At 37.5% G+C, this 19,342-nt stretch carries 16 protein-coding genes and 1 pseudogene; 1 reads left to right on the top strand and 16 read right to left on the bottom strand.

Features of this window, described 5'->3' with window-relative positions:
• Positions 1 to 19: 19 nt before the first annotated feature.
• The 14 genes from KFE17_14705 to KFE17_14640 form a co-directional block, all read right to left on the bottom strand.
• A complete protein-coding gene (locus KFE17_14705; protein ID QUO32029.1) occupies positions 20 to 778 on the bottom strand; it encodes an AIM24 family protein in 759 nt (252 codons plus the stop codon).
• Between the two features lie 71 nt (positions 779 to 849).
• Positions 850 to 1,215 carry a VOC family protein gene (locus KFE17_14700; GenBank protein ID QUO32028.1) on the bottom strand — a complete coding sequence of 122 codons (366 nt, stop codon included), beginning with the start codon at positions 1,213 to 1,215 and terminating at the stop codon, positions 850 to 852.
• 35 nt (positions 1,216 to 1,250) lie between these two features.
• A complete protein-coding gene (locus tag KFE17_14695; protein QUO32027.1) occupies positions 1,251 to 1,814 on the bottom strand; it encodes a hypothetical protein in 564 nt (187 codons plus the stop codon).
• The gene (locus KFE17_14690) at positions 1,811 to 2,713 is read right to left on the bottom strand and encodes a M48 family metalloprotease (GenBank protein ID QUO32026.1); all 903 of its coding nucleotides are present in this window, start codon (positions 2,711 to 2,713) and stop codon (positions 1,811 to 1,813) included. Before KFE17_14690 ends, KFE17_14695 begins: the two co-directional genes overlap by 4 nt.
• A 42-nt stretch (positions 2,714 to 2,755) precedes the next feature.
• Positions 2,756 to 3,184 carry a hypothetical protein gene (locus KFE17_14685; GenBank protein ID QUO32025.1) on the bottom strand — a complete coding sequence of 143 codons (429 nt, stop codon included), beginning with the start codon at positions 3,182 to 3,184 and terminating at the stop codon, positions 2,756 to 2,758.
• Between the two features lie 75 nt (positions 3,185 to 3,259).
• Entirely contained in the window at positions 3,260 to 3,796 is a 537-nt protein-coding gene (locus tag KFE17_14680; GenBank protein QUO32024.1) for a hypothetical protein, read from the bottom strand.
• Between the two features lie 58 nt (positions 3,797 to 3,854).
• Positions 3,855 to 4,199: a hypothetical protein gene (locus KFE17_14675; GenBank protein ID QUO32023.1), complete on the bottom strand. Its 345-nt coding sequence runs from the start codon at positions 4,197 to 4,199 to the stop codon at positions 3,855 to 3,857.
• Positions 4,200 to 4,290: 91 nt separating this feature from the next.
• Positions 4,291 to 4,659 (bottom strand): HIRAN domain-containing protein, encoded by a 369-nt coding sequence (locus tag KFE17_14670; GenBank protein ID QUO32022.1) that lies wholly within the window; start codon positions 4,657 to 4,659, stop codon positions 4,291 to 4,293.
• Positions 4,660 to 4,742: 83 nt separating this feature from the next.
• Positions 4,743 to 5,723 carry a WYL domain-containing protein gene (locus tag KFE17_14665; protein ID QUO32021.1) on the bottom strand — a complete coding sequence of 327 codons (981 nt, stop codon included), beginning with the start codon at positions 5,721 to 5,723 and terminating at the stop codon, positions 4,743 to 4,745.
• 87 nt (positions 5,724 to 5,810) lie between these two features.
• Entirely contained in the window at positions 5,811 to 7,112 is a 1,302-nt protein-coding gene (locus KFE17_14660; GenBank protein QUO32020.1) for a DUF2399 domain-containing protein, read from the bottom strand.
• Positions 7,105 to 11,226 carry a TIGR02680 family protein gene (locus KFE17_14655; GenBank protein ID QUO32019.1) on the bottom strand — a complete coding sequence of 1,374 codons (4,122 nt, stop codon included), beginning with the start codon at positions 11,224 to 11,226 and terminating at the stop codon, positions 7,105 to 7,107. Before KFE17_14655 ends, KFE17_14660 begins: the two co-directional genes overlap by 8 nt.
• Positions 11,219 to 12,358, bottom strand: a complete 1,140-nt coding sequence (locus KFE17_14650) for a TIGR02678 family protein (protein ID QUO32018.1) — start codon at positions 12,356 to 12,358, stop codon at positions 11,219 to 11,221. Before KFE17_14650 ends, KFE17_14655 begins: the two co-directional genes overlap by 8 nt.
• Positions 12,359 to 12,378: 20 nt before the next feature.
• Positions 12,379 to 13,863 (bottom strand): TIGR02677 family protein, encoded by a 1,485-nt coding sequence (locus tag KFE17_14645; GenBank protein QUO32017.1) that lies wholly within the window; start codon positions 13,861 to 13,863, stop codon positions 12,379 to 12,381.
• A 730-nt stretch (positions 13,864 to 14,593) separates the two neighbouring features.
• Positions 14,594 to 15,052 carry a hypothetical protein gene (locus KFE17_14640; GenBank protein ID QUO32016.1) on the bottom strand — a complete coding sequence of 153 codons (459 nt, stop codon included), beginning with the start codon at positions 15,050 to 15,052 and terminating at the stop codon, positions 14,594 to 14,596.
• 270 nt (positions 15,053 to 15,322) lie between these two features.
• Between KFE17_14640 and KFE17_14635 the strand changes: the two are divergent.
• Positions 15,323 to 15,679: pseudogene (locus tag KFE17_14635) on the top strand (Arm DNA-binding domain-containing protein).
• Positions 15,680 to 16,643: 964 nt separating this feature from the next.
• Here the strand turns inward: KFE17_14635 and KFE17_14630 are convergent.
• Both KFE17_14630 and KFE17_14625 read right to left on the bottom strand, forming a co-directional pair.
• Positions 16,644 to 16,991: a hypothetical protein gene (locus tag KFE17_14630; protein ID QUO32015.1), complete on the bottom strand. Its 348-nt coding sequence runs from the start codon at positions 16,989 to 16,991 to the stop codon at positions 16,644 to 16,646.
• 810 nt (positions 16,992 to 17,801) lie between these two features.
• Positions 17,802 to 19,310 carry a TIGR04141 family sporadically distributed protein gene (locus tag KFE17_14625; GenBank protein QUO32014.1) on the bottom strand — a complete coding sequence of 503 codons (1,509 nt, stop codon included), beginning with the start codon at positions 19,308 to 19,310 and terminating at the stop codon, positions 17,802 to 17,804.
• Positions 19,311 to 19,342 lie beyond the last annotated feature (32 nt).

Raw genomic sequence — 19,342 nt, 5'->3', positions numbered from 1 at the left:
TTCCTCCTTTTTCCAAATATTACCGCACAGGTACCAGCAAAACTTTTCCCGTTCCACGATATACATTTACCAGACCTTCTCCGGATGCCGCGGATCCAATCAAACTCTTTCCAGAGCGTTCTACTGTAAAATCAAGACTTCCGCTCCATGCAATCGCAAAGTTTCCATCTACTTTTAGAACATCTTTTTCCAATGTAATCTCTACCAATTCTTCTCTTGGACAAGGTGATTCCAGACAAACAACTCCTCTTCCCTGAATTCCCAGGTTAAACAGACCTTCATTGCCGGCAACTGCAGAAGAAAAATTAGAGCGCATCACCGCCTTATGTTTCAATGTGGCTTCACAGGCAAGAAACAATCCGTCATCCAAAACAATAGAACCATTCCAGTCATCCAAATCTACCAGGAGAATATGCTTATAAGTCGGTTCTAATACAAGCGTTCCACTTCCGGTATACTCCGGTTTGATAGCAGATTCTCCCGTCACAGAACCACGGACTGCCTTCCCAAATAAATCTCCCACACCTTTCAATCCTGTCGTCGCCTTCACATCTCCGACCATCCACTGCATCGCTCCTGCCTGCACTGTCACATTTGCTTTTGCCACATCACAGACAACCTGTCTCTTACGCACATTCATCTGACTTGCATAATATGCTTCCATAGCAGTCTCCGGCATCACACTCAAATCTTTTTGATATTCTACTACCGAAAATGCTCCTAAAGAATCAATTACATTCACATCATCATTTTCCATAAAATTTTTAATCCGATACATAATTATCTCCCTTTTCTTAATTGACTGGTTTCTATCGCTGCATAATCCCCTGTTCCTCTATATACACTATATTATACTATAGGAGTTCTAACTTCAATCAGATTACCGTCCGGATCATAAAACCGAACCATTTTTTGTCCCCAACTAAATGTTTCTAACTGATTCACATACTGAACAGAAGGATAGCTGTGTTCCAGTTTCTGAAGAAGCCTATCTAAATCCGTTTCTTCAAAATACAAAGCGCAGGCATTATTGTTTGGAATTACCTCTTTGCCCAACGCCTCTTTCCAGATCTTCTTCTCCTGAAGCACAAGCCCTTCCGTTAACATTAGATTTCCCTCTTGCTCTAATATCGTATCCAATCCAAATAAATCATGATAAAACTGTTTCGATTTCTCAATATCTTCTACGACAATTAATATGTTCTTCAATCTCATTTCATCAATCCCCTTTCTAAAAGAAAATAGCTTTCTTAAATCTGATATTGATAATAGCTTCCAAACTTTTTAACAATTCCTCTTTCTGCAAATCGCTCTAAAATTTCTTTCGTTTCTTCTTCGTCGCAAAGACATTTTCCTTCCTGACGATACCGGCATTCATATTGATTGTTACAACATTCTCCCTTCATTCCCTGCAGGATTCGTTTCGTTGCCCGCTTCTTTTTCTGATGAAACAATTCTTTCGCAATACATTTCTCTCCATTGTCTTCACAAATTTTTAAAATTATCCCGTCTGGCACCCCTAACAGCGTCAACAGCAGTTCTATACCGCCTGCTGTCAGATTTGTATCAAGAAGCCACGCTAAAAATATAAGGAAACTTTTCTTCATATTAATATAATAATCAAATCCCGGCAACATATAACCATTCTCACTATGATCACTTCTTTTGCGAATAAATGTTTCATCTTCCGGAAAAACCTCTGCCCATAATTCCAGACTCTGAAAAACCCGTTCCACATCTTCAAAAAGTGATAACTGTTCCATCTGCTCCAATACCATTTTCTTGGAACCCTTCATAATAAGCCTGTCACTCATCGTCCATACCACCCTTCTTTTCGCAACAGCCCTGTCAAAATTTCCCCAAACAGCCAAAAATAGAAATAACAGCCCCACCTATTCTCTTTTTCAATAGCCTTCACTCTTCTTTCCCAACAAGGATATCCATTACTTTCTCCATATTTTAAATAATATCCAAACAATTTATTTCTATCATTTTCAAAATATTCCTTCGTATAATCCTTTTTCTTCATCAGAATCTGATTGATCTCTTTCCACTCATCTACACTAATTTCATCCAATTCCATTCCCAATTTACCTGCCCTTAATTCTGCCAGCTGCTTCCAATATTTTTTATTTGCATAAATACTGCTCGCTAACAAATGTACCACTAGCAAACATCCAAAACATAGAGAAATCTCTGCTGCCAGACCAGATTGCAACACTACGGCACAGACAATCAAACATACATAGATCAGTACCAATGAGCCGAATGCTGCTTTTCTCAACCCCATATTTTTATCATCCCGGTATTTAATATGTATCAACTCATGTGCCAAAATCATTTTCATTCCGGCAGATTCCAAATTACTCTTCTGCAGCTCCGAAATAGTACCTCTTCCAACAAGTATATGCCATCTGCCACTCGCTTCTTTAGACACCGACGCCGCAATTTCCCTTTCACATTCTTCAAGAAGAAGATTCTGAATGTGCATCTGACCACACAAATCTTCCATTTCTTCCCGATACTTGCTCAACTCCTCCCCTTCAACTAAAATCTCCTGATCCACTTGTTTCTTTTTCTGTCTCATTTCATGAAACAAAATCCATATTCCCCCTGCTGTGCACACGAAAAAAGCTGCCTTTGACGGTAGAATCTGATATAGCTTCCATGTACTAATCATCATGCTAAATCCGAGCATTACAAGCAAAATCATATATGTAAACTTCTTAACAGACAAAACATTTCTTCTTTCTCTTCATATAGTTTGAACCAAATCATTCCATTCCGGCAGATTTCCCAAATAAAAAACTAAACTCTGCCTTTTATTTCTAACTGTTCCATAAATCTGCTTTAAAATACTACTTTCTCCTGCAAAGCCAATAAATAAAGCCATCCAAATTCCCATATCTTTTGCTGCACCCGATACAAGCACTGACAAAATCATCGGATAACATAATATAATGATAAATTCCATCCCAAAAAGCTCTATTGCTTTCTCCATTTCTATATGTATTTCCTGATGTTGTTCCCTTTCCCGTCCAATTCCTTTCGAAAAGCTTTCTGCCAAATATAAAAACGGCAGACGTATCAGATTAACGCCTGCTCTTCTTAACTCTCTCCCCAAATGCAGTCCCAATAATTCCGGTTTTAGCAGTTTGTTGTAACAAAGCTTTAAAAAAAGCAATTCTATTCCTCCAAAAACTATTATCAGCAACATTTTCAAGCCCTCACTTTTCTCCCGGTATCCTCTATACTTTTCCTAAATCTCTGCATCTGAGAATTCTTCATATTCCATAAGCATTTCCCGCAGTTCATACTTTATTTGAAAATACTGATCTATCGTAAGCCGAAGCGCCCGAATAATTTCCCAGTCTTCCTCTCCGCGATAAAGATGCCGCAGAATCTGATACGATAATTCTCCACAGTTTCTCATATCCATCCAAAAACAACTTGTATTTACAAAATTTCCCTGTATCGGAAATAGTCTTGAATAAACAGGCTCCTTTCCTTCCGCAAATGTCATATCCAGCGATAACATTCCTTCCAGCCTGTATTTACAATTCCTGCTCTTCCGTTCTTTCTGGAACGCTTCCACAATGGCCTTTCTCGCATTTATCCACAGTAATTCTCTGTTATAGAATTCCCCCGGCTCTTTTCGTGTCTTTATATATTCTAACCATGCAATACTCTGACATTCTTCCCACTCTAATCCTTGTCCGTATTGCTTATACAAACGATGTACGAATTTGTTCATCTGAGCAAATTCATACGCTGACATTTCCTGCTGTTTTTTCATAGGCCTGCCTCATTTTCTAAACTTTCGGAGCCTCTGACACTTCCTGAAGCACTCCGATTCAGATTCCCTGCTCCTTATTCCATTCTCCGCAATAAATTGCCGGCAACAGATATCCAAAATTCTGCATCGCATCTTTCCATTCTTTATATTTCATCGTTCCTGCCTTGGGGATTCGAAAATTACCTTCCTGTTCCGGTTTAATCGCAATAGTACGATAGTCCTCCGAATGTCGAAAGTCAACTTTCATTCCTTCATTATCTCGACGCACACCATCTATGATTGATTTACTAAAATAAACCTCTCCCTTCAAGTCTACTTTAATCTTAGATGCGTGATTAGCTCTGGACGGCATTGAAAACTTAACCAACTTATTAAAATCAAATTTCCCATTTCCTTTCACCATAACAGCAACCTCCCTTACCATTTTTTCATATTATAACGCATTTTTTTAAGTGTATAAAGATAAACCCCAACATGAGATATGAAATCTTCCATCATTTAACTACTTCACACTCTCTAGGTGTTCCTGCTTCCTTCTCCGCTAAATCCATCTTTTTCTTCTCTTTAAATCCATCTATCACTTTACAAATCACTTTTGTTCTTGTAATAAACATCACTTCTACCGTAAATTTCTTTTTCACCTTATGTGCGATTCCTCCCGCACTTTTCGTCCCGGTTGCAACCGTATATGGAGAATTTGCAACATAACCAACCGTCCCAATCTGCTTCATTGTAGCTTTAATTGCTTCTCCATCATATGGATTATTTGGTTCTTTGACACATTTGATCTTTTTCCCAATCTTAAATGGTGTAACTCCGTAATAATGATTAAATCCAACAATCGTAATGTACTTTTCCTTCATGAATATCTCCTCCTCAAAATCGTTCTCTTTGATACATTAATAATAAAAAATAAGGTGTACAAAAATCTGTACACCCACACATTCTAATACTCCTGCAAAATCTCCTGCAGATATTTTTTGTATTCTGTTTTCACAAATTCTGGAGATTCTATCTTCATTTTCTTTCCAATACCAGTCAGCCATCCAAAAAATTGACTGCTTACCGCCACCAATAGATGTACTCGAAAATGCTCTGCATCTATTGGAACCAAACTCGTTTCCTTGCCAAAACGATCTATAATGACACCAACTAATTCGTTGCGACAAATTAAAGTTACCTCAACTTCTTTCCCTCCGTACATTCCAAATGTTTTCTTTGCAAATTCAGCCAAATCAAATTTCTGAAACAGCTCTCTGCCCACACGCTCTTTTTCAATCGATTGAACCTGTTGCATTTTATCCACCCTGTAATGCTTGATAACATCTTCTGCTTCATCATATGCAATCAGATAATATTTTTCAGCATCCCATGTAAGCGCCCACGGACTTACTGTATATATGGCTCCATTTTTCTTTGGCACCAACTTTTTCTGCACCGTCCACTCCGCATATTGATACCTGATTTGATGATTTTCTAATATCGCTGTATGTATTTCATTTACATTATAATAAATAGTTTCATTTCCTGTCTTGGAACGATTGTAAATAAACACATTTCGCTGTAACAATTTGGCATCGTATTCATTAGTCAGATTTTCTAGTTTCCGAATCAATTCCTCTGACTTTTTACAACTAATAAATTTAGAAGCCTGTACAGCATCCACAAGCAGCTTTAATTCCGGTAATTCAAATTCTCTGCTGCCGATATAATGTCCACCATTTGTTCCTTTTACTTGTATAATATCAATGTGAAACTCTCTCAATGTCTCAATATCACTATAAACAGTCTTGCGATCTGCCTCCATTCCATAGTTCTGAAGCAGTCGATTGATATCGGTCGCCGAAAGCGTATGCCTTTCGTCCGATTTTTCAAATAATATTTTCATGATGTAAAGCATTCTTAACTTTACTTTCGAAACTGCCATAGTTCTCCCTCCCCAATTATCAACATTGACCAATGTAATCCGTTCTTTCTCCACCAAACCTCATTGGAATGTAAATGTAATCATATTTTAAAAAATTTCATTGAACTTTTCCATCATGCTTTCCTGATATGCCGCTCTTCGTTTCTTATACATCACTTCTTTTATTTCCTGAAGTTCTTGAATATAAATCTGCTCTAGCTTCTTTATCCGCCTGTCACTTAGTTCTACTTCCGATAAATATGTTTCATACAAATTCACCTCATACTTCCAAAGCTTCAGCCTCTCTCCATACCGAAGTTTTAACTTCTGTGCGATCAAAAGCCCCTCCGGATCAAAATCTCCCGCATACCAGAAAATGGTGTCACATGCGAATTTATCCATAAGAACAAGCACTGCCAGACGCAATTGTCCATTCCCACAAATCACAGTCTGCTCCGGATGCTCTCTTATCAATCCAGAAAACACTGCCGGATTTTCTACAACATATATCTGTTGGCTCTGTCCACAAACTTTCTCCAATCTTCCGATTGTCTGTAAAGTCAATTTTACCGGCTCTTGATTCTCAAAAAAACCTTCAATCCCTTCATGCAGACTCCCCTCCGGTTTCCATCCATGAATCCCATATACTAGCACATCATTTGACACTTCATCTTTCAGGATCCCCGCCTCATAATAAATTCTGTTTTTGTATTCCACTCTGGAAAGTCCTTCCTGTTTTAAATCGAAGTTCCTTTCTCTGAGATAATTAAAGAGTAGTTTTTCACCTGTCTTCCCTTCATCAAAATAATGTGGATTCCCTGTAATATTTGCCGAAAACACCGGTAACAATTCTTTCTGGCTTTTATCTTGAAACACTTTCAGGTTTGCAATCCCTGTCATTACATACGTTAAAATGTTCCTCAACTCCTCTGGTTTTTCTTTGTATAACTGCATGATAAGCAAATAGCCCTCTTTCTTTTCTTCCAGTACGCGATGCAGCCATTCTCGTCCACTTTCATCAGAAATACTTTCCAGTATCTCCGTAAAATAATCTTCTCGTCTTTTAGACTCCGCCAGTTCGATTTCCTTTTTTACTTGCAGCGGCTCTCCAAAATAAGTTTCCAGAATCAATTCCCAAGTTAGTCCCGCAAATTTACTGGATGCCAGACACCTTTTCATTAAATCCGCAGAAATTGTTATTGTTTTATTAATTGTATAATCCCTTTGAAAAAATCCTCCCAATTGCTCTTTCTCTTCTCTACTCAGTGACGCAAATAATACTGTCCCGCCAAAATGTCCAAGACCGGCATATTTATCCCTCATTTTCAAAAACAATTTTTGATATACCGGGCGTGCCTTAAAATACAGCATACATTCTTCTAACAACTTGTTTTTCTCTGTTTTATCCATGACTCAAGTCCTTTTCCAGCACCATACTTTTTACGTTTCCATTCCAAACATATCGAATAACCGTAACATATTTTGCATTTTCCGGACGGACAAGCTGATAAATTGCCAGTCCCGGAACCGTATCATAATCCCCCCAAAGAATCTGTGAGTTAATCATAAAATTAAAGTCAAACTCCACCATCAGCCGAAACATGTCTCGAATATTCATCTCATCCACTCCGGCAAAAGCTTCATCCAGTGAAATCAAATACGGTGCATCCTGTCTTGCCCCTGCATATTTTGCTACTACTGCCGAAAATAACGGCACATACATCGCCATGGCCTTTTCTCCACCACTAAAAGTAAAGAATACCCTGTCTGTCAGCTCCCTTTTCTTCTCTCCTGTTTTTTGACATTCCAATTGAAATTCAAACCATTGACGATAATCCAGCACATTTCTCATAATCGCATGAAATGACTGCACATTTCCCAGATCATTTGCAAATTTTCTCGCCTCTTCAATCTTAGACCGAAAATGTCTGGATAACTGCTGCGCCTCTTCCGGACGCATAATCTCAGCATCCTTTTGCAGAAGTTCTACAAGTTCCCTCGTATCCAGCTGCTCTTCTTTCTCTGCCCGTTTATTTTTCCAGCGCAGACTCAGCGTAAGTCCACTGGAAGTCTTCATAGACTCCATCAGTGTATTCATCTTCTCAATCCACCGCTTACTAGCCTGAATTTTTCCACGAATTTTCTTACTGATTGTATTTGCAAGAATGTCTTCAAATAGCTCTCTGTCCTTATCACTCAAAAGCCGGCGTTGCACTTCTGCATCTTCCTTCATTCTGGCAATCAACTCTTTAAACTTGATCGTGATTCCTCTGTATTTAGCCGAAATGTCAATTCGTCTCATACTTGTGTCAAAAACTCCATTCTCCTCATCCAGCTCTTCAAACAATGACTGCAGTGTAACCTGATATTCCAACAGATATCCTCTATTCATATGGTATACATTTTGAAGATTCTCCAAAATTTCACTGTGCTTTTTATTTCCAAAGCTTCCCATAAACATCCTGCATATCTTCTCTGCCTGTTCTTCCGGATCATCGCTCACTGCTGCCTGATACTCTACATATCCAAGTTGATACTCCATTCCAAAAGCAGCACAAAATCTGTTTTTCCGCTGTCTGGATGTTCCGACTGAAACCTCTATATCTCCCAATTTTTCCAAGAGTTGTTTTTCTTTTGTTTCCAAATGAGAGTTTTGCGTAACACTCGCCTCGATCTCTAACGGCAGTTTCTCCAATCGTTCCACACAATGTTCCAATCGTTCCCTGATTTCCTCATAATCCGTCAAAGCAATCTGTTCCAGCACCGAATTTAGACTTCCTCGTTTTTCCCGTTCATTTTGTATCATGTGGTTCAAATCGTAACGAATATCATCTAAATCAGCGTCAATTCCTTCCAGATATTCCTTCTGCACCTTTACAAAACTAATTCCATTCCTATAATTTCCATAGGAAATCTGTACCCTCATCAGCTCTTCTTTATACTCCGCCAAAGCCTTTTCCGCTTCCGTAAACACGTCCAAACGCGGTGTCAGATAACACTTCTGACATACTTCCTGCACCCGCAGCCGAACCGCATCCAGACTTTTTCGTTCTTTTTCTACAATGCCTTTCTGGTTCTGTACTTTACACTCTATCTCTTCCAGAATATTCTTTTTCTTTTCTAATTCTTTTGCCGCAACCTTCAGATCCTGTTCTTTCGGAAATGATTTCCACTCTGTTTCCAGACGGCTTTTCCTTCCCTTTAATTGTGTAATTTCTTCTTCCACTATTTGAATGATATCTTCCAGTCTCTGACTTTCTGCTTCCAGTTCCTGTATCTTCTTTATGCGATACTGTTCTCTTGCAGAAGCTCCTATAAAACATGGAGTATAATTTTTCGTAATCGTTCCTTCGATGATTCCAATTCCATAATTTCCTTTTCTATCAATCCATGTCCTATTTTTTTCTACAGATTCATTTATTGCCGCTTCACCCTGTTCTTTCCATCCAATTGCCGTTAATATGCGGGAAACATTCTGATACAGGAGAATATCCTCTTCTTCATTGTCTACATCCAGAAAATCCATAATGTTATTTCTTACATATGCAGCGTCACTGAAAATATAGCGATCGCATCCCCCTGCATCCAACGCCAGCACCTGTTCTCTATATTCTTCCGAAACAATCAACGCATCCAATATTCCCATATGCAATAGCGCCTCTTCCAGATATGCCCGTTGTGATTCATCCAATTTACTGTCAAAATCAATTACTTTATACAGCTGTAAATATGGAATTTCTTTTTCTTCCAAAAGACGTCGATTCTTTTCCACCGCTTCACTGCATTCCGGCTCCGGTTCCTTTTGCTCCTTCCACTGTTCCAGTTCTTCGTAAATTTCTTCTTTCTCCAAACGCTTATCGGATAATTCCCTGCTCAGCCGCAAAATCTCGCCTGAAAGTTCCTGATTTTTCCGCTCAAATTCACCATTTGCCAATCCGCGGATATCCCAATAATCCGTTTCCGTTGTGTACTTCTCAATCTCTCTTGCCATTTCCTGCAATATCTCTGACTGCAAATGTAACTCCGTATTCTCCTTTTCCCAATGGTAAACTGATTCAATTGTCTCCTGTTTTACTTCATGGAACTGATTTTCATATTGAAAGACTTCTCGTTCTGCTCCGTTCTTTTCTTCCTGATATGTGTCCAATTCCTGCAAAAATTTACTATATCTTTCCTGACACCCCTTTTCTTCTTCCAGCGTCGTTTTTCCAAGATGAACTTTTTCTATATAATCCTTTAATAATTCCGAATGAGATTGAAAAGAATACTGTTCCCCTTTCTGCTCTATCAGCTCTTTCTTCATAAATACAAATTCATCAAAAGGAATCCCCTCTATCTCTTCCTCCATATACTCCAAACTGTTTTCAATTTCCTCCCAAAGCATTTCATTTTTCTGAAATTGAAGTTTCATTCTCTGCTCTGTTTCCTGATATTTTTCTTTTTTCTCCTCTTCTTGCTGCTGTTTCCCGGTAATATTCTTTTTTAACTCTTCTAATTGACTTCGGATTTCAACCTCCCGCTGCTTTAACTTCACTGTATCACTATCAGACAGAGATTCCTTTTCCGCTTGACAAATTTTTTGTTCTTGTTTTAATTCAATATAATGTTTCTCTTCTTTCTCCCGCATTCGTTTACAGTCATCAATTTCCTGCCTCAGCTGTTCTGCCTGTTTTCTAAAACTATCGTATTCTTCTACCGACTTTCGAAACAATAATGCTTTATCATATAACATAATTTCATTATACTGATCATATACTTTTTCTATCTGACCTGCCGCCCCAATACTTTCATCCAATGTATCCAGATTTGTTTTCAAGCCGTCCATATTTTCAATTGCCTCAGACATCGGACGCAGATCATCTTCTGAAAGAGTCTGTAACGAACTGCTTAGAATCTCATTGATCACTGTTGGCTTAAAATCCTTTGATAGCTTTGGCGTTCTCAGCTGAATCAATAGATCCAGTAACTCCTTATATTCTTCCTGCGTTTCAAATCCAAATAAAATCCGGTTTACGCACTGGGCATATTCTCCCTGCGTCTCCATCACGCGTCCGCCGTCTCCAATCCGATTTCGAAGCTCCAGCTTGGTACAGGCAATCTTGCTCTGTCCTTCTTTATACAGATAAAAATCCTTTCCAACTCTCCGTCCATCTGTCAGACAAAAATACCACGACTCCATTTTCTTATTTTTACGCGCTCTCATTCCAATTCCAAGCGTCAAAAATTCATCACTTTCCGTCCGCTTCATTTCCATATACAGATACCCGGTCCGCTCTTCCCGTTCATCATTTTCTTCCAGAAGATAATTTTCCATTTTACGAGCTCTGGAACCAAATGGATCCAAACGCTCCGGACGCATATTTCCATCCAGCAGCAGCGGTATAAAACTCTGCATCGTAACAGATTTCCCGGAACCATTGGCTCCTCTCAGCAGCATCCTTCCGTCCAAAAAATAAAATTCTTCTTCATCATAATACCAAAAATCCACGAGTCCTACTCTGTGTATCTGCCATTTGCTATTCATCTCTTCCTCCGTTCTCTAAAAACTCTTTTGGATAACGTCCTGTAATCTTTCCAACTGCCGTACGGATTCTAACGATATCTTTTTCTAAAAAAATCAGTCCTAGTTCCAACATATACCTTTGCACACTTTCAAAAAAATCTCCTGTTGTCATTTCACGATATGTTTTTATAAATCCTTTCCCATATCGTTCTTTACACTCCTCAAGAATCTCCCGAAATTTTTCCTTCGGAATTTCGATTGTTTCATCCACAGTCACTTCAATCCTTCCCTGCTGTATCCAGTCTGAAATGATGCCATGTATCAAAAGCACGATATCTGACAATGTATTTTCCTCAGGAAAACATTTTCCCATTCTGCAGTCCTCGCCCAAAATAAGAAATGCACTTGTCCTATGCACATGCAGTTCACAATCAAAAAGCTCCGACAACTCGCCCTGAATCATATTGCGGTAGTTCCGGACATAGGCAAAATCTTCCTCTGTCTCGGGACTTTTGTACATTCCCATAGTCATGAGAAGTTTCCGATACACCCGCTGTCTTCTGACAATCCCCCGATCTTCGTTCACATCAATCCATTCCTGTTTTTCAAAATCTTCCGGCGTAGTATATCCCATAATATCCTGTGTGAAATTTTTCATAAAATATCTGGAGACGCCTGTATTTTCATAGAGTACTTCGCTTGTATCATCTCTCGCAAAATTCTCTTCACTTCCATCATTCAAATTCAGGATTCCGCAATTCACACAATACTTAATTACCTTAATCAAATGTCTTCGATACTGATATATCGTCCAGTCAATCTGCTCCTCCCTGTACTGCCCCTGTATATATTCTGTCAGTTCTGAAAGCACAAATTGCTCTTCGGCTTCTTTTTCTTCCAGAAACATTAAAATCATACAGAAAAAAATGTATTCTATTTTCCGGGTAAATTCTTGAATTCCCATCCAGTTCTCCGGTGTCGCCGGCATCTTTTCCACTTTTACAAGATAAGGATTCACGATTACCTGATACCCCAACTTTTCCATCAAGAATTTCTTAACCGTCCCCAGTTCATCCTTTATTTGATAATATAATTCTTTTTCCCGACTCTTTAATATCCAACGCCGTTCCAGCAAAATTTCTAATGCTCTCATAACTTCTTTTCAAATTCCCTTCACTCATTTTTTTCAAATACAATCACATATGCCGGCATTTGCAAATTACCGTCCGGCGATTTCAAAATGCATATTTCCTCTGTATCAGACTTTTCCACATGATAAACCTGCCCATCCTCTGTTTTTCCTTGAAGACTTTTATTCTCCAACGCTTTGGAAAGCCATGTCAGAAATACATCCCTTACATGCGGTTCTATCTCCGGAAGTTTCGCAAACTCCAGACGATTATCCCGAATATAACTTTTCAAAAGCCTGCGTTCTTCCTCTAATCTCTGTATCGTAACAAGTCTCATTTCTTCTTTTTCTTTCGAACGGTCAACAATCCCGCTCCGTCTTGATTTTTCTTTGTATGTGCGAACTCGCGGCGTTACTGTTACAACATATGGCTCCTCCTCGAATACACCACTGTTAATACTCTCTGTCTGACGCCCCGGCAGTCCTTTTAAATGCAGCGGCTTTTCAATTCCAAATACAACAGCAGCTAATCTGTGCGCCTCAAAAATGTCCTTACATTTTGAAAACATCACAGCTACCTTATGATATTCTTCCCGCCGATTTGCCCCTGCATTGCTCATTTCACTAATTCTTGCCGCATACCTTGTAATCTTTCGTATAATTTCATTCGTTGTATCAAATACTTTTGCCGCCTCGGAATCCTTTCCTTCCGCTCCGGTAAACCATTCCTCCAGGCTTTGCCATCGACCATATACTTTATCAGCAATTAAATCTTCCTTTACTTCCACATCGATTCTCGGAATCAACAATTCATATTGTACAACTTCCGCCAGCAGGCACTTCAAAACCTCTCTATCTGTATTCTTCAGGCACTGCTCTATAGATGCTGCATTGACCTGCAGACTCTTCACGAAACTTCTCAAATACTCAATTAAACGGTCTTTGAACACAAGAAACTCTGTCGTCTTCATCATTTCTTCTGCCTTTACACTGTTCAACTCCCGCATATAATCCTGATAATTCTGATTCAATCGCATAAAATCATTATTCAAATCATTCCACCATGCATATATATGCTCCTGATCTGCTTTCGCAATTTCAGAAAATTTACTCAGATTAATACGAAGTCTCTCCAACAATGTTGGTTCCAGCGAAGAACTTTCAATAAACAGATTCTCTACCCGGATAACCATTCGCTCAATTTCTACTGTAGCTTCAGATAACTGATATCGGAACTTTTTATTCTTAAACTCCTCAATAGTCGCAACCTTTTTCGTATCCTGAATGGTTACCAGATTCCCCCATGCAGTCAAAGCTGCCAAGTCCTGCTGACACTGCTCCGGTGTATATTCTCTAAAGTATGCATCTTCCTTTAATTCCTCATATACCTCTTCCTGATACAGCCAATACTTCAGCTTTTCATACTTCAAATAAAAAAGCCGGATGATCGGACGATATCTGTCCGTATTATCCACATTCAGATATTTTGCTTCCGTCATCGGCTTTCTTACTGTTTCCTGTATTCTCATCACTTGCCATGCTCCTCTAAAAGATAAAACTTTGTTATTGTTTACTAAGGATATTATAAAATATCAAGTGTACAAAAGTTTGGACATCTAAACCTTTTTCTGCTTCTTATAATTTCATCAACAATTTCTTTTAAATAATTCTCCTATCTACCACTAGTATATAGCAAATTCTATAAAATTCAACGCAAGATTTTACAGTTTTTTTATTAAAACCAGTATTTAATCTAATTCTTGCATATTCCACGAAACCTTCACACCTCTCTTGCTCAGATGAACTGGAATTTGCAAGTTCTTTATATAAATATTGTCGCTTTGCAAACTCCCTTAGCGCCTCCACGTACTTTCTTTCCAATATCACAACGACTGCCGTGAACAGGATTCGTAAAAAAAGACCCTAAGGTTTTTCATCCCTAAGGTCTGATATTACTTCTGTATTTTTTCTTATCTGCCATTCTTCCCACGCTAACGCTTTTGTTAAAAAGAGGATAACGAAGGTTGTTAAATGACAATAGCAACTATTCAAACTCGGCGTGTTCTTCGTCATTCTTAACTATATTTGTTTATGTTTTATGTGGATACACACCTGTTTTTACTTCAATTACATAAATTATTCTGGCTTACTGATTTTCTGTTGCCAAAATGTTGCCATAAAAATATCATAACATAAACATGCCACTGGAACAACCATCTCTTTGTAAAAATGTTGATTTAATTTCATTTTTCACTCATTTTACTTGCTTTTTATAAATGACCATGCGTATTCTCTAGAATCTACATTTTGTGCAGAAAACGCTTCCTCTCCATGCATCGTAATATCATAAATGATATACGTATTTTGTAATTCTTCTTCTGATACTTCTGACATCGATTGATAATTTCCCTGCCCATTTCCCTCATATTCTTGAGATAACACGATAGAGTATCCGTTAATTTCCCCTATATACCCTGTATATATTGCACCAGATGCATTATATGTCCAGTATACTTTACCATCTTCAAAAATTTCCACTTTTCTTCCTGCCTTAGCTTCCCAAATTCCAATTAGTTCATCTGGAACATTATTTAAATCATATACACTCTCTAATTCACTATTGCTGTTTTTATCACTTAGTTTCATTAATAACACTACATTTCCTATAAGTGATATTACCAAAAAAACACTTAGCACTAATACAATCCTCTTCTTCATTTATTATGTATCATCTCCTATATAGATCAACATTAATTCCATCTCATTTTGTTTATAAAATATTATTTTTCTACAAGTTCCCAGTTTCTTACACCTTTACTGATATCTAAAATATACTTTCGCTTACATTTCTCACAAGAAATATATACATCGTGGTCACGAAATCCAGGTATATTATCATGTTCTTCTTGGTCATTGCAGGCAAAGTTCCCAGACGTTATTTAGAAAAACGCTGGTATGGTTACGGTGCGTAGAAAGGAGAGGTAAGACATGAAAGCTGAAAAGGATCCTAAAACTGGAAAATGGTTAATCCAGTATCGATTTACGGATTGGCAGGGAAAGCGCCGGAAATCAACAAAACGGGGATTTGCTACCAAAAGAGAAGCGGAGGAATGGCTGAGGACTTTCCTTGTCACACAAAAAGCCGATTTCGATATGAAATTTGAGGAGTTTCTGAAGATGTATTACGCAGACATGGAAACACGTCTGCGTGAGCATACCATGAGAACGAAAAAATATATTATCGATTTGAAAATTCTTCCGTACTTTGGGCAGAAACGTGTGAATGATATTACCGCTGCGGACATCAGACGATGGCAGAACGAACTGATTAAAAAAGGTTACTCCCATATCGGTCACAAGCGTTGCCGGAAGTCTGTTACAATTCCAATCTTCTTTTTGAATCTGTATTCCAAACCTTTTACAATGCTCCTGCTTATCTCCTATCACATTTAGCATTAATCCTCTCAGACTGTATGTTCCACCTTCCCATGTTAAAGAATATCCACAACACAATCCACTGTACGCATCTATACAAGCTGTAAGAATCGGTCTGCCTATCAATTCCCCAGCATCATTTACAAGGTAAATATCACAGACCGTTGCATCCAGCATCCCTACCCCAACATGAGGGGCAAACTCCTGTATTCCATCTCCTAAAAGCGGTCTATGATTCTTTTGATAATCCTTTAATCCATTTCTTGATATATAATAGTTCTGTCTTTTCCTGTATTTCTTTTCAAAGTATCGGAATTGATTGATACTCGGATGTTCTGGAAGAATCACACCGTTCTTATCACAATATTTCGCACGTAGCATCATGGTATATGCTGTGGAAATGCTGTTCTTATGCTGATTATAGTAAAACTTGTTTAATCCCCACCGCATGTTCTTTTCATCCTCAGTAAGTTCTTTTTCTTCCTTCTGTTTTGGACAAAAGACAGCTTCATTTTGATATACAAGATACAGACAAAGATAGTTTCGTATAGTCTGCTTGCTTACATTCTTTTCAGCAGCTATTTGATTAATAATATAGGTTCTCTGCTTAATATCCGATACAAAAGGAAGTACAGGGGCAATCATTGTAAAATGCTCTCGGATAAACCGTCTGCTTTCTGCATCCAAACACTCTATATCTGGAATCACCACACCTGTTTCTTGTAGCATTTCTGATTCTGTACATTCTTCATATCCTGAAAGAGAATCCGCTATAACCCAATAGGGCATAGACCTTTTTACACAATCAATCACAAAGACCTTCTCATTTTTCAGTTCCAGTACACGAACTATCTGTTCTCCTGATTTCCACAAACTATTTTTCTTCATCTATCACCAACCCCCAATCCGTAACACCATGATTCAACCAATAGTTCCGACTTGCATCCAGTAACTTTACTGTCATAGGTTTTGTAAGGAATTTCCGATAGACACATTCCCGTACCATCAAATCACCATCTGATTTTACACATACAAAATCAGAAGTATAGTCTCCCACCTCTAATCCTTCCAGTAATATGTTACATCGTATTTCTTTGATTTCCTCACAATCCTGTAACCTATTAGCGTATAGTGCCTGTATCTCATCATATAGCCTACAAACTTCTGTGCTTTTAGCAAGTACACGCTTCTCGCACCTTCCCTTGTAATTCTTTCTTCTCACTGTTCCGTTATCCTTTCATGTCCGTATTTCAATCCTTCCTAGCATCTTCCCAAAAACGTTCCCAAAAATGAAAGAATTTCCCCAAAAACAAGTTTTCTTCTTCCCAAAATGGTTTTGGGAATTTTCCCTAAAATGGCTGGAACCCTTGATTTTCCTAGTGATTCTTGTATTTTCGCTTTTTCCCAAAAACGCTATTTTCAAAAACCACTATGTCGTTTAACAAATCCCGTTAGCGTCTTTTTAACAAACTCCGTTAGCGTCTCCCCGAATTTCTGTCCGACTTTCTTAACGAATTTTCGCACTGGGATTTCGTTCAAGATTTTCTTAACGAATATTCATAAAAGATATTCGTTCAAGGTATTCGTAAATGCTCGAAAGTATTGATTTTACAAGGTTTCTGATAGATGATACGGTCAGAAAATTCGTTAAAAAAAGACCTTAAAGGATTTCTCCTTCAAGGTCTTTTCATACTCATTTTCTTTGTATTATTTTTTATGCCTGCCATTCTTCCCACGCTAACGACTTTTGTTAAAAAGAGGATAACGAAGGTTGTTAAGTGACAAATATATTATTCAAATTCGACAATTACTAATCAATTTTGTTTAGAGATTATTCATTGTCGTATTTATAGTTCTTTTGATTATTTGATTTATCCATATTATCCTGCCTATACATGCTCATGTTATCATTTTGTTATCGGCATTGATAACACACGCTCTGAAACTGTGGATAATAGCAATATATTCCGACTCAAATTATAAGCGGTTTTGCTTAGAAATACAATAAAAATTTCCGGTCTTCCTTCACAAATTATTTTTCCAAACTAATCCAAATTTCTGGTGTTAAATTCAGAGCCACCGCCGCCTTTTTAAAATCATTTAATGCATCCAACAGATGAAATGATTTAAAATCTGAAAGTTTGGTTAACCTCTTTCGATTAACTAACATCCATAAGCATACACTGCGTCCATTAAACACATTTTCCCCTATTTCTCCCGCATTGGCTAATCTCAAAGATGTTGTAGCCTGTTTTACCAAATAAACTAAATCTGCCTGTTGATGCTGATCCTTTATCATAACCACGCTCTCATCATCCATAAGATCTGCCTTCTCTATGCAATATTTTCCATTAATATACACATTGTCTTTGTGTAATTGTGTATATTTACCACTTGCTACCAACGAATCAATTAATTCCGTTTCCGTTTGATTTGTAGATTGTTTTATATGAAAATTAATACTATCAACTTGCTCTTGGATAAATTTAACATATGATTCACTAAACTCAACCCATTCATTTTGAAAGAAAACATAATATTTTCCATTAAACTCCACAGTAATTTGCAATAGTTCCTTTAATTTCTTGGAAAATAAAGCTTCGTCATTTTCATTATAAAATATTACCCTGATAGAATTATATTTTCCTTTAATTTTTTCTTTATTATCAGAAATTGCTTCACGAATATAATTTATATCCAAAGTATCACTAATATCTGACAAATCCGTTTTGAAGAGTTTAAGTGAATATCTATAATCATTCGAAAAATTAAAACTAACTCCTGTCAACCAGTAATCACTAACATCAACATCCATAACAAAATCCCCAAAATGTTTATCTAATTCTTCATTTAAAGAATCAAGAACATTCTTATCAATAACTTTATGATATCTTGGAAGTTTAATATTTACTTCTGCTTTCAATGCTTTTTCAATCTCATCCGTAAAACGATAAAGTTCCAGTGGACTTAAATGAAAACTTTTTCCAAAAGAAAATCGTGCAGATTCACCAAAATCAGCACTTTCGCCCCACAGTTCCTTATCTATCGTTTTACATTTTACATAACTAAATGCTTCTCCATAATCACGAGAATCATCAAGCTTTCTATTTTGTAGATATGATGTTATATCTTTTTTCCCAGCTGACGTAAATGTTTGGGAATGTTTCATTTTTAGTCCTTGTGGATCAAGGATTCGTTCTGCAAGATTTAATCCAAAATCCTTATCACAATATTTACGAACAATAAAATGCGTCTGTCCATAGGAAAATGCATATGAATAATCATTTTTCTGTATTAGGAAAAGTCCTGAAACGGATTCACTGCCTATATTTTCAGTGTAGTATGCAAATTTTTCTTCTGATAATAACTGCTGATAATATTCCAACCAGCCTCTGTTTTGGGAATGTTTTTTTCGCAAATATAATGCCGAATAACTATTTTTATCTTCATTATCTGCCTCACATTCAAATCCATTATCTTCCAATTCAACTGTCAAATCACCAACTTTGTCATTTTCAATTCTAAAAACATTAACCTTCATATAATCCCACCTTCTTCCCTCAAAAAATTTAT

It is taken from the genome of Faecalicatena sp. Marseille-Q4148, assembly GCA_018228665.1.
GTDB lineage: Bacteria > Bacillota > Clostridia > Lachnospirales > Lachnospiraceae > UBA9414.
Note: the sequence above shows the minus strand (reverse complement) of the source record. Positions and strands in the feature narration are given on the sequence as shown.

Excerpts from the sequence above, each read along its gene's own strand:
- KFE17_14705 (QUO32029.1), bottom strand. The coding sequence starts at position 778 with ATGTATCGGATTAAAAATTTTATGGAAAATGATGATGTGAATGTAATT.
- KFE17_14700 (QUO32028.1), bottom strand. The coding sequence starts at position 1,215 with ATGAGATTGAAGAACATATTAATTGTCGTAGAAGATATTGAGAAATCG.
- KFE17_14695 (QUO32027.1), bottom strand. The coding sequence starts at position 1,814 with ATGAGTGACAGGCTTATTATGAAGGGTTCCAAGAAAATGGTATTGGAG.
- KFE17_14690 (QUO32026.1), bottom strand. The coding sequence starts at position 2,713 with ATGATTTTGCTTGTAATGCTCGGATTTAGCATGATGATTAGTACATGG.
- KFE17_14680 (QUO32024.1), bottom strand. The coding sequence starts at position 3,796 with ATGAAAAAACAGCAGGAAATGTCAGCGTATGAATTTGCTCAGATGAAC.
- KFE17_14675 (QUO32023.1), bottom strand. The coding sequence starts at position 4,199 with ATGGTGAAAGGAAATGGGAAATTTGATTTTAATAAGTTGGTTAAGTTT.
- KFE17_14670 (QUO32022.1), bottom strand. The coding sequence starts at position 4,659 with ATGAAGGAAAAGTACATTACGATTGTTGGATTTAATCATTATTACGGA.
- KFE17_14665 (QUO32021.1), bottom strand. The coding sequence starts at position 5,723 with ATGGCAGTTTCGAAAGTAAAGTTAAGAATGCTTTACATCATGAAAATA.
- KFE17_14660 (QUO32020.1), bottom strand. The coding sequence starts at position 7,112 with ATGGATAAAACAGAGAAAAACAAGTTGTTAGAAGAATGTATGCTGTAT.
- KFE17_14655 (QUO32019.1), bottom strand. The coding sequence starts at position 11,226 with ATGAATAGCAAATGGCAGATACACAGAGTAGGACTCGTGGATTTTTGG.
- KFE17_14650 (QUO32018.1), bottom strand. The coding sequence starts at position 12,358 with ATGAGAGCATTAGAAATTTTGCTGGAACGGCGTTGGATATTAAAGAGT.
- KFE17_14645 (QUO32017.1), bottom strand. The coding sequence starts at position 13,863 with ATGAGAATACAGGAAACAGTAAGAAAGCCGATGACGGAAGCAAAATAT.
- KFE17_14640 (QUO32016.1), bottom strand. The coding sequence starts at position 15,052 with ATGAAGAAGAGGATTGTATTAGTGCTAAGTGTTTTTTTGGTAATATCA.
- KFE17_14625 (QUO32014.1), bottom strand. The coding sequence starts at position 19,310 with ATGAAGGTTAATGTTTTTAGAATTGAAAATGACAAAGTTGGTGATTTG.